Source organism: Flavobacterium sp. 120 (genome assembly GCF_003633605.1).
GTDB classification, from domain to species: Bacteria; Bacteroidota; Bacteroidia; order Flavobacteriales; family Flavobacteriaceae; genus Flavobacterium; species Flavobacterium algoritolerans.
Map to the genome: position 1 here is coordinate 585,687 of NZ_RBKZ01000001.1, position 14,985 is coordinate 600,671.

The 14,985-nt window shown below is 32.0% G+C and carries 11 protein-coding genes; all 11 read left to right on the top strand.

What is annotated here, in order from left to right:
• The first annotated feature begins 10 nt into the window (after nt 1–10).
• The 11 genes from C8C87_RS02480 to C8C87_RS02530 all read left to right on the top strand — a co-directional run bounded on the left by C8C87_RS02480 (nt 11) and on the right by C8C87_RS02530 (nt 14,865).
• Nucleotides 11–1,009, top strand: a complete 999-nt coding sequence (locus tag C8C87_RS02480) for a glycosyltransferase family 1 protein (RefSeq protein WP_121340983.1) — start codon at nt 11–13, stop codon at nt 1,007–1,009.
• 260 nt (nt 1,010–1,269) lie between these two features.
• A complete protein-coding gene (locus C8C87_RS02485) occupies nt 1,270–2,475 on the top strand; it encodes a glycosyltransferase (protein ID WP_121340984.1) in 1,206 nt (401 codons plus the stop codon).
• Between the two features lie 6 nt (nt 2,476–2,481).
• Nucleotides 2,482–3,048 carry a putative colanic acid biosynthesis acetyltransferase gene (locus tag C8C87_RS02490; RefSeq protein WP_121340985.1) on the top strand — a complete coding sequence of 189 codons (567 nt, stop codon included), beginning with the start codon at nt 2,482–2,484 and terminating at the stop codon, nt 3,046–3,048.
• Nucleotides 3,048–3,881 (top strand): glycosyltransferase family 2 protein, encoded by an 834-nt coding sequence (locus tag C8C87_RS02495; RefSeq protein ID WP_121340986.1) that lies wholly within the window; start codon nt 3,048–3,050, stop codon nt 3,879–3,881. The genes C8C87_RS02490 and C8C87_RS02495 overlap by 1 nt, the downstream gene beginning before the upstream one ends.
• A 74-nt stretch (nt 3,882–3,955) precedes the next feature.
• On the top strand, nt 3,956–4,954 hold the full coding sequence (locus C8C87_RS02500) for an acyltransferase family protein (protein ID WP_121340987.1): 999 nt from the start codon (nt 3,956–3,958) through the stop codon (nt 4,952–4,954).
• A gap of 267 nt (nt 4,955–5,221) precedes the next feature.
• On the top strand, nt 5,222–6,169 hold the full coding sequence (locus C8C87_RS02505; RefSeq protein ID WP_121340988.1) for a UDP-glucuronic acid decarboxylase family protein: 948 nt from the start codon (nt 5,222–5,224) through the stop codon (nt 6,167–6,169).
• 130 nt (nt 6,170–6,299) lie between these two features.
• Nucleotides 6,300–7,046 carry a glycosyltransferase family 2 protein gene (locus C8C87_RS02510; RefSeq protein ID WP_121340989.1) on the top strand — a complete coding sequence of 249 codons (747 nt, stop codon included), beginning with the start codon at nt 6,300–6,302 and terminating at the stop codon, nt 7,044–7,046.
• A 171-nt stretch (nt 7,047–7,217) separates the two neighbouring features.
• A complete protein-coding gene (locus C8C87_RS02515) occupies nt 7,218–8,573 on the top strand; it encodes an undecaprenyl-phosphate glucose phosphotransferase (RefSeq protein WP_233549994.1) in 1,356 nt (451 codons plus the stop codon).
• 291 nt (nt 8,574–8,864) lie between these two features.
• The gene (locus C8C87_RS02520) at nt 8,865–9,632 is read left to right on the top strand and encodes a polysaccharide biosynthesis/export family protein (protein ID WP_121343267.1); all 768 of its coding nucleotides are present in this window, start codon (nt 8,865–8,867) and stop codon (nt 9,630–9,632) included.
• A gap of 13 nt (nt 9,633–9,645) precedes the next feature.
• The gene (locus C8C87_RS02525) at nt 9,646–12,021 is read left to right on the top strand and encodes a tyrosine-protein kinase (RefSeq protein WP_121340991.1); all 2,376 of its coding nucleotides are present in this window, start codon (nt 9,646–9,648) and stop codon (nt 12,019–12,021) included.
• Between the two features lie 405 nt (nt 12,022–12,426).
• A complete protein-coding gene (locus C8C87_RS02530) occupies nt 12,427–14,865 on the top strand; it encodes an SLBB domain-containing protein (protein WP_121340992.1) in 2,439 nt (812 codons plus the stop codon).
• Nucleotides 14,866–14,985: the final 120 nt, after the last annotated feature.

A 14,985-nucleotide genomic window follows, 5' to 3' on the forward strand; every position in this document is an offset into this window, starting at 1 on the left:
TACCTAAAGTATGAATAAATTAAAAGTAATGTATTTTCAGCGTAAACCAAAACCTGGTTTTAATTTTAGCTTAGAATTTATATTTGATGATATTAGAAAAAGGTTAAATAATTCTATAGATGCTGATATAAGGATATCAAGCTATGGAAATAATGGGATTTTTACCAAAATTGCTAATATTTTTGAAGCCGCCTTTAGACAATCAAAGTATATAAATCACATAACAGGAGAAACGCATTTTCTTAATTTGTTAATGAATAAGAAGAGGGTTGTGCTTACAATTTTAGATTGTGGTCCCATGTTTAGAAAAAAAGGTTTAGCTAAGGAATTTGTAAGATATTTATATTTAGTGCTACCAATTAAAAAAGCAGCTGTTGTCATTACAATTTCCGAAACTGTAAAGAAAGAAATATTGTCGTATACTAATTGTTTAGAACAAAATATAATCGTTATACCAGTGGCTGTCAGCGAACAGTACAAATCATACCCGAAAAAATTCAATGCAGAAAAACCAATCGTTTTACAAATTGGAACAGGACCAAATAAAAATGTTATTCGATTAATAGAAGCTTTGAAAGATATTAATTGCCACTTAGTTATTGTCGGTAAGTTGAACGATGCTATTTCAGAAGCAATAAAACACAATAATATTGAATATTCAAATTATGTAGGTTTATCTGATGATGAATTATTAATGCAATATAAATTATGTGATATTGTTTCATTTATCTCTACTTTTGAAGGTTTTGGAATGCCTATAGTGGAAGCAAACTGTATAGAAAGAGTCGTTATTACCAGTAATACATCTTCAATGCCAGAAGTCGCATCAGATGCTGCATGTTTAGTGGATCCTTTTGATATAAAATCAATCAAAAATGGTTTTTTAAAAGTTATTCAAGATGAAGCTTTCAGAGATTTACTAATCAATAATGGGAAAAATAATAGAAATCGATTTAATGCAGAGAAAATTGCTCAATCATATTTAGATATTTATAAGTTAATACAGTAAATTATTTACCAATAGTTAAAAAATATTGTTAAAACAGATGCAGCACCAATTACAGCCGTCGTGAGGAAAGTTTTTTAATTACTAGGAGACCGTTAGATTAGTTATTAATTACTAATTGGGAAAAATTATCCAACTGTCTATAGAAAGACAGAAAGTTTGTTTAAATGTGGGATTCAATACCATAAAAAGATTTGAGGCCAATACTTCATTGGGCAAAATGGAACAATGATACCAATTAATTTCAGTCAAAAAACAAAAATTTGAAAATTTTACATATTATAGCAAGTGCTAACCCCGAAAGTGGGGGGTTGATTCAAGGTATTCGAAACTATGAAGAGGCTTTGCATCTCTTAGGAATACAAAGAGATTTACTTTGTTTCGAGACTCCATCAGATATTCTGGAATGGCAGTTTCCTGTATCGCTAAAAGTCATTGGTCTGGGTACGTCAAAAACGGGTTGGCAATACAACGAGAAATTAATTCCTTGGTTGAAAAATAACATCCATAATTATGACCATGTTGTATTGGATGGCTTGTGGTCCTACCATACTTATGCTACTCTAAAAGTGGTTGAAACTTTGAAAAAAGAAAATTTATCTGCAAAATTGCCTGCTGTCTTTTTAATGCCGCACGGTATGTTAGATCCTTGGTTTCAAAGAGATAAATCGCGTAGAATAAAAGCAATACGAAATTTTTTTTATTGGCATTTGATAGAAAAGAAGGTGCTTAATGCTGTAGATGGCTTGTTGTTTACCTGTGAAGAAGAATTAATATTGGCAAGAACAACCTTTAGCGGCTACAAGCCAAAACAGGAACTTAATATTGGTTTTGGTATTGTTGAGCCTCCCATTTGTACCAAAGTTATGTTAGATGAATTTTACCGTCAATTTCCTATTTCAAAAGGAAAATACTTGTTGTTTTTAAGTCGGATTCATCCCAAAAAAGGCGTTGATTTATTATTGAAAGCCTATTGTCAAATAATAATTGAAAGTGATCAGCCTGAAGAATTACCAAATTTAATTATTGCGGGACCTGGTATCGAAACAGATTATGGTCAGGAATTACTTAAGTATTTGGATGCCAATCTTGTTTTACGAGATAAAGTTCAGTTTGTAGGGCATTTATCAGGTAATTTAAAATGGGGTGCTATTCATGGTTGTGAAGCCTTTATATTACCAAGTCACCAAGAGAATTTTGGAATTGCAGTGGCCGAAGCATTGGCTTGTTCCAAACCGGTCTTAATCACTGATAAAGTTAATATTTATCGTGAAATTGAATCAGGGCTAGGGGGTATTATAAATCAAGACACACTAGCAGGAACTACTAAAAGTATACTGGATTGGCTCTCATTATCAAGTCTGGAGAAAGAAAAAATGGAATTAAATTCACGCCTAGTTTATGAAAAGCATTTCAACATAGCGAATGCTGCCAAAAAATACTTTAGCGTAATGGCTGCCTCAAAATAAAAGATTATGAAGGATCAAGATTATCCAATTAGCAATCATTATGTTGTTTCTGTATTCTCAAGAGGTAATAAAGTAAAAAGACTACTTTGGCAAATGGTATGGACTGTTTGTTGCAGCTGGACGCCTGCTCCTTTCTATCTTTGGCGTAATTTTATAATACGTTTGTTTGGAGGTATTATAGGGAAGCATGTCCATATTTATCCCACTTGTGAAATATGGGCGCCTTGGCTGCTTGTAATGGAAGACTTTAGTTGCATCGGTCCGGGAGTTGCCGTTTACAATCCAGGTGGATGCACCATTGGACGGTATGCTATTGTTTCTCAGAATGCCTATTTGTGCGGTGCTACACATGATTTTAACAACGAAAATTTCACCTATATCAAAAAAGAGATTGTTATCGAAGCGTATTCTTGGATCTGTGCCAAAGCGACTGTTCTGCCAGGAGTACGTTGTGGTGAAGGGGCTGTTTTAGGTGCAGCCGCAGTTGCTTCCAAAAACCTGGAACCTTGGTCTGTATATGCAGGTAATCCTGCAAAATTTATAAAATCTAGGAATAACTTTAAAAACAAATAATGAAACAACTACTCAATATCACCATAGCCATCCCAATTAAAAATGAAGCACTTCTTTTACAAGGTTGTCTTGATGCTATTGGGAAAGACTTTGTTGAGAAAATTGTGATCATTGATTCCGGAAGCACTGATGATTCCTTGAAAATAGCGCAAAGAAATAGTGTTGAGGTATTGGATTTTAAATGGAATGGCCAATTTCCCAAAAAAAGAAACTGGTTTTTACAAAACTACACTCCAAAAACAAAGTGGGTACTGTTCTTAGATGCAGACGAATATTTGACAGAGGGCTTCAAAAATGAAATTAGAAACGCTATTGTTGATGAAAACAAAGTGGGTTTTTGGTTGACCTATACCCGTTATTTCTTAGGTAAGCAAATGAAGGGAGGCTACCCTTTGCGCAAGTTGGCTCTGTTTCAGGTTGGTTCAGGAGCGTACGAACGCATAGAAGAAAATAATTGGAGTACATTGGATATGGAAATTCACGAACACCCCATTCTAGAGGGTAAAACGGGTGTTATCAAAAGTGAAATTGATCATCTTGATTTTAGAGGTATTTCGCATTATGTCATTAAACATAATGAATATGCCAGCTGGGAAGCAGAACGCCTAGTGAAAACAGGCAACAATCCAGCTGTTACGAAAAACTGGACTTGGAAACAAAAAATAAAATACAAATTGATGCTGTCTCCATTGATTGGACCAATATATTTTGTTGGCAGTTATTTTTTATTGGCAGGATTTAGAGATGGTGGAAGAGGATTGGCTTTTTCTATTTTAAAAGCTTCTTACTTTACGCAGGTATATTGTAAAGTAAAAGAGCTTTATATAAAATAGGCGCCAACTATAAGTCGTTCAATCAATATGAGTTTGTAATTTTTTTTACTCCTCTTAAATAATAAAAATAATAGATGTCAAGAATAGCTATAAAAGAAAGAAATTCAAACATAGACTTAGTAAAATTTATTTGTGCCTTTGGAGTAATTTGTATTCACACTAATTCCAGTACTGCCAATGCAGCCTTAATAGTTGAATTTTTTTTACCTTTATGTGTGCCTTTTTTTTTACTGAGTGCCTTAGTTTTTTTTATAGTTGGATTGAAAAAACCAGACTTATATTCCTTAGCAAATAAAATTTCGACAAGAATTATTATTCCTTATTTTTTTTGGACTGCGATTTATTTTTTACTTATTGTAATGAAGCATCTTGCTAAAAATGAGAGTTATTCAAACGATTGGTGGAAAATTTTGTTTTTTGGAGAAAGTGCAGTTCAATTATATTACATTCCAAAAATGCTTATAATGGAAGGTATTGCACTATCGGTTGTATTGCTTTTAAATCAAAATAATAAAAGAAGATATACCGGGGCAATACTTTTTTTATTTTCATCTGCATGGTTACTTTTAGGTATTAAAAACAAGTGTTTTAGTTTTAGCGAAGCTGATTTTGCAATGACCGCTTTATACCTAGTTTTAGCATTTGCTATATCAAAAATATATGAACATAATGAGCACAAAAATATTTTTATAATTTTAGGTTTTTTGCTGTTACTATCATTGTTTTTATTTAAATATTTACATTTTGACAATAATAACGGCCTGCTTTTTAATACTAATGGTTTAATGAGTATTATTGGGGGTTTAAGTCTTACGCTATTAGCATTCACTTTACCATCTCTTAATTTCCCAAAAAGGATAGAAATAATTTTTGGGTTTAGTTATGGTATTTATTTGTCTCATATTTTATTTTTAGAGGCATTTGAATTTATTTTGAATCATTTTAGAATCAACCTATTTTATGATTTTTGGACTAAATTGATTTTCTCTATTTGTGTTTTAGTATCTTCTATACTTTTTGTTTTTTTAGTAAAAAAAGTTTCGATTTTAAAAAGAGTGTTACTTGGAGAATAATTTCTTTGAATGTACTCTTCCTAAATCTTTACAAAATAATGAATGGAATGTTTTCGAACTTAAAATATATATAGGTTATTTATTCATAATTTGTGAATTGTTAACCCAAATAATAAATTTTAATACAGCTTTTTAAATCATTAAATTATTTTTCTTTATTTCATTATCCAAGCATAAAGACTTTAATCTCTCAAAAGCCTTGATAATTTAAATTTATAAATAATTCTAAACGTTTAACAATAAAAATATTACTGATAACAATAAAAAATGAAAAAAATTCTAATCACCGGAGGTGCCGGTTTCGTAGGGTCACATTTGTGCGAAAGACTATTAAGAGAAGGAAATGAAATTATTTGTCTGGATAACTATTTTACAGGAAATAAAAATAACATCATCAAATTGTTGGATAATCCGCATTTTGAGATGGTACGCCACGATATTACCGAGCCTTATTATGCTGAGGTCGACGAAATCTATAATTTAGCCTGTCCTGCATCACCTATCCATTACCAGTATAATCCCATCAAAACGATAAAGACTTCTGTAATGGGGGCTATCAATACCTTAGGTTTAGCGAAACGGGTGAAAGCAAAGATTTTACAAGCCAGTACGAGTGAAGTATATGGGGATCCGCATGTGCACCCACAAAAAGAAAGTTACTGGGGGAATGTAAACCCTATAGGGATCCGCTCTTGTTATGATGAGGGGAAACGTTGTGCCGAAACTTTATTTATGGACTATCACAATCAAAATGATGTTGCCATAAAAATTATTAGAATATTTAATACCTATGGACCCAATATGAATCCTGCTGATGGCAGAGTGGTTTCTAACTTTATTGTGCAAGCTTTAAAGGGTGAAAATATTACTATTTTTGGGGATGGATTGCAAACACGCTCTTTTCAGTATGTGGATGATTTAGTTGAAGGTATGATCCGCATGATGGGTAGTGATAATTCGTTTTTGGGCCCGGTAAATATTGGTAATCCTAACGAGTTTACGATGTTAGAATTAGCTGAAGCTGTTATTGCGTTGACAGGTTCCAAGTCTAAGATTATTCACCTTCCTTTGCCGCAAGATGATCCTAAACAAAGACAACCAGATATTTCTTTGGCTAAGGAAAAACTGCAAGGATGGGAACCAAAAGTGCAATTACGAGAAGGACTTCAAACTACCATAGCGTATTTTGATTCCCTTTTATTGAATGCTAAATAACAATTCATTTAGTATCTCATTACCTTTTATTTTAAACTAAAATAAAAGGTAATGATTGAGGAAACTAGTACCATACTAATCCAAAATTGAAAATTTTCTTTTTGTTGTTTTTAAATTAAGTCAATAATTTATGCGTGTTTCCTTAATTACAGTTTGTTATAACCGAGAAGCCACTATAGCAAAATCCATAGAAAGTGTTTTAGAACAGGATTATCCCAACATTGAGTATATCATCATCGATGGTAATTCGACAGATAGTACTCAGAAAATCATTGAGTCTTATTCAGAAAAGATAAGTAAATATATTTCAGAATCGGATAAAGGGATGTATGATGCTATTAATAAGGGTTTATCCATTGCAACAGGTGAGGTTGTTGGGTTAATGCATTCGGATGATGTGTTTTATGATTGTTTCGTGGTCTCCAAAATTGTTGCAGCTTTTAAAAATGCACCTCATACCGATGCTATTTATGGGAATGGTATATATATCACCAATGATGCCGAAGAACGAATAGTCCGAAACAGAATTGGTGGTGAATATGATTTTGAAAAATTAAAATCAGGTTGGTTGCCTTTACATCCGACTGTTTATCTTAAAAAATCGCTTATTGAAAAATATGGCTCCTATAATTTAGATTTTAAGATTGCTTCCGATACGGAGTTCTTATTGCGCTATTTATTTCAACATAAAATTAAGTTGATTTACCTCAATGAATATGTTGTCAAAATGCGTATGGGAGGTTTGAGTACCAGTTATAAAAGAGCCTTTGAGGTATTACATGAAGATTATAAAATTTATAAGTACCATAATATTTCAGCAGTACGCGCTGTTTTTCTTAAAAAATTAAAAGCATTACTACAGTATGTAAAAAAATAAAGGTCATTTCACCTCATTTTTTTGTGTTATCTAGTAATCATTTTAAACAAATTTCATGGGTTTTTAAATTTAATCCGAATTATTACTTTAACAAATTAGTTATTTTTTATGTCAATTTTAAAAGAACTTGCTGCTTATCGGTTTTCGCGTTATTTCAAACTTTGTTTTCTTATGTGGGACATCGTGTTATTGAATGTGGCGATTATTCTCTCCTTTTTATGTATATCTGACGGTTTGGATGGACTGGATTTGAAAGAGGTCAGAACTATTTCTTTATTGTCTAACCTATTTTGGATTGGTTTATTGCTTTACAAAGATTCTTATAGAATAGTCCGAGTGGAGCGAATTGAAACTATTTTAATGCGAACCATTCGAATGATACTAATACATGGTGCTTTGATTGTTGGATTTATAGTTCTTTTAAAATATTCTGAAATTTCTCGATTGCGTTTGGTGTATTTCTATTTGATTTTTTTTCTATTTCTGTTTGTTTCCCGAGTGCTTTTTATGAAACTTTTAAAATACATTCGATCCCAAGGCTATAATTTTAAGAATGTAATTATCATAGGGGCTAATGATACCGGAGAACATATGCGCAAGATTCTTTCAAAAGATCTTACCTATGGCTATCGTGTTTTGGGTTTTTTTGATGATAAATTAGATCCTTTTGCCTTTATTTCTTCTCCATTATTGGGAGGATTTGATGCTATTCCAAATTATATAATCAATGAAAATGTGGATGAAATGTACATTGCACTCCATATTGACAATATAAAAATAATCAATTACCTAACTGAACTCTGTGAGCGTTACATGGTACGAATTAAATTCATACCTGATTTTCAGTTATATACGAAGTCTCGTAAGGTTGAGATTAGTTTTTATGAAAATACCCCAGTATTGATGCTGCGGAAGGAGCCATTGGAAATTACATTAAATCTTCTTACAAAAAAAGCATTTGATGTTTGTTTCGCCTTCTTTGTTATTGTATTGATTTTCCCTTGGCTGTTTCCAATTTTAATGATTTTAATAAAAATGGATTCTCCGGGACCAGTTTTTTTCAAACAAGAGCGTTCCGGAAGAGACAATCGGGCGTTTGGATGCTTGAAATTTAGAACTATGCGGGTAAATGCTGCAGCAGATAAGCTGCAGGCAACGCTGGGAGATAAGCGAGTAACTAAAATAGGGGCTTTTATGCGAAGAACTAATATAGACGAATTACCGCAGTTTTTAAATGTTTTTTGGGGTAATATGTCAGTGGTCGGTCCACGACCACATATGCTGATGCATACGGAGCAATATTCGGAATTGATTAATAATTATCTTGTACGGCATTATGCTAAGCCAGGAATAACGGGTTGGGCGCAGGTAAATGGTTTTCGAGGTGAAACCAAAGAACTTATCGATATGAAAGATCGAGTAGATTATGATATTTGGTATATTGAAAACTGGAGCTTGTTGCTGGATTTGAAAATTATTTATAAAACGGTTCTTAATGTATTTCAAGGAGAGAAAAATGCGTATTAAATGGGTATGGTTTAATCGGTTAATTGTTTTTCGACTTTTTTACATGAATATACTGTGGTTATAAATTAAATAAGTAGTTTTTTATTTTAAAACACTATTTATTATTGTAGAATCGCAGAAAGAATAATCGAACGGACTCTTCGATAAAAAATTAAAATAGAGTTACTTAAATCACCAATATAGATTTTTACAGCTCTATTCTTTAAAAGTAAATTCCCTGGCCGTGCTCCTTTTTAAATCATTAATACAAGTTAAATGTCTATATTTGTTGCTTTTCAAAATTTAAATTATATGAAATATCCTTTTTTATTAAAAAAAATAGCCTTCTTGTTTTTTGGGATACTATTTTTTTCCTGTGCTTCCAGAAAGGATGTTGTTTACTATCAGGATATTGATAGTATGGCATCTCAAGAAAAGTCTAATTCGTATGAAATTAAGATACAACCAGATGATTTGTTGAGTATCACTGTTTCTGCGGAAGATCCTGAAGTAGCAATACCTTTTAATTTGGGTGCGACTTCAGGCACTAGTGGAGCGTCTCAAACGATTCAGTTGTATTTGGTAGATTCCAATGGAACAATTGACTTTCCGATATTAGGTAATTTGAAGGTAAGTGGTTTAACTCGTTCAGAAATGCTTAAAATGTTACAAGACAGAATAACGGTATATATTAAAAATGCAATAATTAATCTCCGAATTACGAATTTTAAAGTATCTGTTCAAGGGGAAGTAAATGCCCCAGGAACTTATTCCGTTGCTTCTGATAGAGTTACGTTGATAGAAGCATTAAGTAAGGCCGGAGATTTGACTATTTTTGGAAAAAGAAATAATATATTAATTATACGAGAAATAGACGGAGTTAAGTCCTTTAATCGTGTAGACATCACCAAATCGGATTTTATTAATTCTCCTTTTTACTATTTGGCTCAAAATGATGTTATATATGTTGAGCCTAATAAAAGCAAAATAAGTGCGTCTGCAGTAGGGCCGAGTACAGGTTTGATTTTTTCAGTAACCTCACTTCTGATTGGAGTAATTACATTAATTATAAGTTTTTAAATATAATATTTGAATGGGAAATAATAACTTTGAGAATGATTTCGATAGTAGTATTGATTTAAAGACTGTTTTAAAAAAGTATTTAATACACTGGCATTGGTTTTTATTGGCTGTAATAATAAGTCTTTTAGGAGCCTTTTTTAAATTACGATATACTATCCCTCAATATACAGCTACAACTACCATATTGGTTAAGGATGAACAAAAAGGAGGTATGCTTTCGGAACTTTCTGCTTTTGCAGATATGGGTATCGGTAGTGGTATGAAGAATAATTTAGATAATGAACTTGAAATTTTAAAATCCAGATTTTTAACAGAGAGTACTGTGAAAAAATTAAATTTAAATATAAGTATTATTGCTAAAGGTAAAATATCTGATATAGAAATTTATGAAGATGCTCCTATAGCTGTCAATTTTGTTGATAAAACGAACGATTTTTACAAACAAACTATTAATTTGGCATTCACGGGTTTAAATTCAAAGAAATTTAAATTGGAGGATGAATTAGCAACTACTAATTCAAAAGTTATTTTATCATCAAAAAGTGAATTTTCTTTTGGAGAACAAATTGCTACTAAATACGGTGTTTTGGTTATAAGTAAGTCGGGTTCTATAGCAAATCCATTTAGTCCCAATTCAAAACCCATTACTATTGCTGTAAGTCCTCTTGAAAATGTTGTTGAAAATTACAAGAATGCACTAAAAGTCGACCCTGTTAATAAAATGAGTAGTGTTGTTGCTTTGTCAATTACAGGTCCAGTAATAAAAAAATCGGAAGATTTCTTAAATAATTTAGTTCAAGTTTACAATGCTGAAGCTGCTACGGATAAAAACTTTATCTCAGAAAACACTTCTATATTTATAGCCAACAGACTAAAATTGATTACCCAGGAATTGGATGGAGTGGAACAGGATGTGGAGAGTTTTAAAAGGTCCAATAACGTAACTGATATTGAATCCGAAGCAAAGCTTTTTATAGAAGGATCTAATGAATACGATAAGAAAGGAATTGAAATAGAGATTCAATTGAATGTAATAGCATCTCTATTGGATTTTATGAATAAAAGTAAAAATATTGAATTGTTACCTGGTAATGTTATTGCAGGAGAAGGAGATACTTCAGGATTAATTAGTTCTTATAATCAATTAATTTTAGATCGCAATAGAATTCTTAAATCAGCTACTTTAGAGAATCCTACTATTGTTAAAATGGATCAGCAGATAGCTTCTTTAAAGAGTACTGTTAAATCTAGTTTAATGCGTATGCAGTCTAGTTTAAACATTCAAAAAAGAGATTTAAACAGAAATGAAGGTGTTTTGAATGCTAAAATTGGTAAAATTCCTGTACAGGAACGTCAATTTAGAGTTATCGCTAGGCAGCAAAAAGTAAAAGAGGAATTATATTTATATTTGTTGCAGAAAAGAGAAGAAAGTGCTATTTCCCTGTCTGCAACAGAGCCTAATGCGCGTGTAGTAGATGCTGCCAGAGGAAATAAATTTCCTATTGCACCAAAGAAAAACATGATTTATTTGTCTAGTTTACTTTTAGGATTATTAATTCCGTTTGGGTTTATATACATTGTGGATTTATTAGATACTAAAATAAAAAGCCGATTAGACCTTGAGGGTAAAACAAATATTCCGTTTATAGGAGATGTACCCACCTCAGATTCTCCATCGCAAATCATAGGATCTGGAAGTAGAACAAGTTCAGCAGAAGCTTTGCGTATTATCCGAACCAATATGGAATTTATGTTGACTAAGGTTCCAGATGGAATAGCCAAAACGATATTTTTAACCTCTACTTTCCCTAAAGAAGGCAAAACATTTGTTTCGGTTAATTTGGCAGCTACTTTTGCATTGTCAGGTAAAAAGGTGTTGTTAATAGGGATGGATATCAGGAATCCAAAATTAGATGAATATTTAACATTACCAGAAAGAGGGGTGACCAATTATTTATCCTCTAAAGACTTAAAACTGGAAGATTTGATTGTTAAATATGAAGGATTTGAAAATTTTCATATACTTCCGGCAGGTATTATACCTCCTAATCCTGCTGAATTATTGATGGGTAAAAATGTAGATGTACTTTTTGCAGTATTAAAAACACAATACGACTATATTATAGTAGATACAGCTCCAGTAAGTTTAGTAACAGATACTTTATTGATTGCAAAATATGCAGATTCTTTTATCTATGTTGTCCGTGCCAACTTTTTGGAAAAAAGGATGTTGAATATAGCCAATACTTTTTACAAAGAGAAAAAGTTACCTAATCTGTGTATGCTTTTGAATGATACAGATTCAACAAAAGGTTATGGTTATGGTTATGGTTATGGGGTAAAAATTGAAAAAAAATCTTGGTATAAAAAAATCTTGAAAATTTAGTACCACTAGTTTTAAATAAAATAAGTTTAAAAGTTTACAGGGTATTTTATTTTGTAAACTTTTTTTTATTTAATGCTGTTATTTCTTATGGAATTCACTGTTTTTTCTTATTTGAAAACAATTGTTCTTACTTTCGCAAAAATAACAGCAAAATTTGTCGTCGGTATATTCGTATGAATCAAACATATGGCTTTTTTGATTTATATTTCCTACTGAAACTATAGATTTTCCTATAATTTTACTCTAGCTTTGTGGAAATTTAAAAAAAGAAGTAAGTCTATTATGTGGCTTACTGTTGCGAAGCTGTACCTAATTTTGATACTAAATAATTGTATAATCGTGATTTAAAATTAGAAGTAGTTAAATAGATTGTAAATTTGATAAAAATTAAATTTTATAGTAGATATGAAAAAAATAATTATTGCTGTTGTATTGTTTGTAGCTCTATTTCAATCCTCAACCCTGATGGCGCAAGATTTGCTTAAAAGTACTGATTTAAGTACCTTGAAAGTAGATTATATGTCAGATAGTGATATTGCAAAAATAAAAGCACAGTTGCAAACTAATAATATGACACTTGATCAAGTGGAGCCAATGGCCTTAGCTAAAGGAATGCCTGCAAGCGAGTTTACTAAGTTGAAAGAGCGATTGGCGATGCCTAGTTTGCAAAAAGGAGAGCTTAAGAAAGGGACTAAAGAAGAGGAGCAAGAGGAGATTGATCAGAAAGACAATTTTGGAAGAAAACAAGAAAAAATCATCAATACAAAAGTAAAAGATTCTATAAATGCTTTAATTTTTGGTTCGGAATTATTTGATAATCCAACTTTGAATTTTGAACCTAATTTAAAATTGGCTACTCCTGTAAATTATGTATTAGGACCTGGTGATGAATTACAAGTGAGTATTTATGGTGTGCAAGAATTTAATGCCAGTGTTCCAGTATCAATAGAAGGTAAAGTGACTATTCAATATGTAGGCCAAATACCAGTTTCAGGGATGACTATTGAGGCTGCTACGCAAAAAATAAAAGGTGCTATAGCCAAAGTGTATAGTACAGTTGCATCTGGTCAATCTCAAGTTGGGGTCAGTTTGAGTCGTATCAGAACGATTAGAGTTACCATCATTGGGAGCAGACAACCCGGAAACTATTCTGTTTCTTCTTTGGCAACCGTTTATAATGCTTTATTCCTTGGAGGTGGGCCTGGTAAAAACGGGAGTTATAGGAATATCGAATTGTTGAGAGATAATAAAGTTTACAGAAATATAGATATCTATCGTTTTTTGGTAAATGGAAATCAATCTGATAATGTTGGTTTGAAAGATAATGACGTTATTAGAATTCCTGCATACAATCAAAGAGTTACTGTTGAAGGCCAGGTAAAACGTCCCGGAATTTTTGAAATGAAAAAAGGGGAGTCGTTCTCTGATTTGATATCTTTTGCTTCTGGTTTTAATGAATTTGCTTACACAGCTTCTGTAAATGTATTACAAAAAACGGGTAAAGAATTTAAAGTTAAAGACATTACTGTATCAGAATTTAATAGTTATAAACCGCTTTCTGGAGATGTGTTTAGAATAACTAAGATATTAAATCGATTTGAGAATCGTATTAAAATTGAAGGCGCTGTTTTTAGACCAGACACCTATTCTTTTTACGAAGGCATGCGAATTTCGGACTTGATTACAAAGGCTGATGGCTTAAAAGAAGATGCTTATGGCGATAGAGCCAGAATTATTCGACAACAATCAGATTTGACTACCGAAATTGTTACTGTGAATTTGACGAAAGCTTTGGAAGGAAATCTTGAAGCGGATGTTGCATTGAAAAAAGAAGATATCGTGACTGTGTATTCTATTTTAGATTTTGTTGAAGAATATAAAATAACAATTGATGGCGAAATAAAAAAACCTGGTGTTTATGATTATCATGAAAATCTAACTTTAAATGATTTATTGGTTCAAGCAGGAGGATTAACCGGTTCAGCGTCTAAACGAGTTGAGGTTGCCCGAATGATTAAAGGAGAAGAGATAGATGATGCCAATCCGAGTAAAGTAGAACTGTTTAATATTGAAATCACTTCCAATAATAATGAACAGTTAAAAAACTTTACTTTGATGCCCTTTGATGTAGTGAATATCCGTAAAATGGCTGTGTATGAAAAACCAGAAACTGTAACGATTAAAGGTGCAGTGAATTATGCCGGAAAATATGTTTTAGCAAATAAAAAAGACAGGGTTTATGATGTTGTTCAACGAGCAGGCGGTCTTACTTCATTAGCTAATATGGATGGCGTAAAAATTAAACGACCTATACAGGCCAAGCAAATCGAAGAGGTAGAAAGTGTTAATTTAAATTTGGGTAAAAAAGATAGTGTTCAAAAAAAATTAACTAAAAAATTAAAAGAAGATTTAAAGTATGCTACCATACCAGTAGATTGGGAGTCTATTGTTAAGGATCCTAAAAGTAATACCAATGTCACTTTGTTTCCTGGAGATGAAATTGAAGTTGCAGCCTTTAATGAAGGGGTCAAAGTTACGGGAAATGTTTTGTTGACTTCTGAAATTCCCTACACAAAAGGAAAAGGATTTGGTTATTACTTGAGTGCTGTTGGGGGGTTAGACAATAAAGGATGGAAAAAGAAAACCTATATTATCTATCCAAATGGAAAAGCGGCAGTGGCTCATTCTTTTTTGTTTATAAGATCCTATCCTAAGGTAACTCCTGGATCTCAAATTATAGTTCCTGAAAAACCAGAAACAAAGAAGATGAGTACCGGTGAGTTTGTAAGTATAGCAGGAGTCTTGGCTAGTTTGGCAGGAATTGTAATTGCTTTAATCAGGTAGTAGTGTTTAATATAATCAGTATTTTTATTACTCTGTGTTCAGTAGCTATTTAGGGTTTTTTAAAAAGAGTCAGTAGGTTATTAGTAATAAAATTTTTAAAAGGATACTCTAATAATAAAA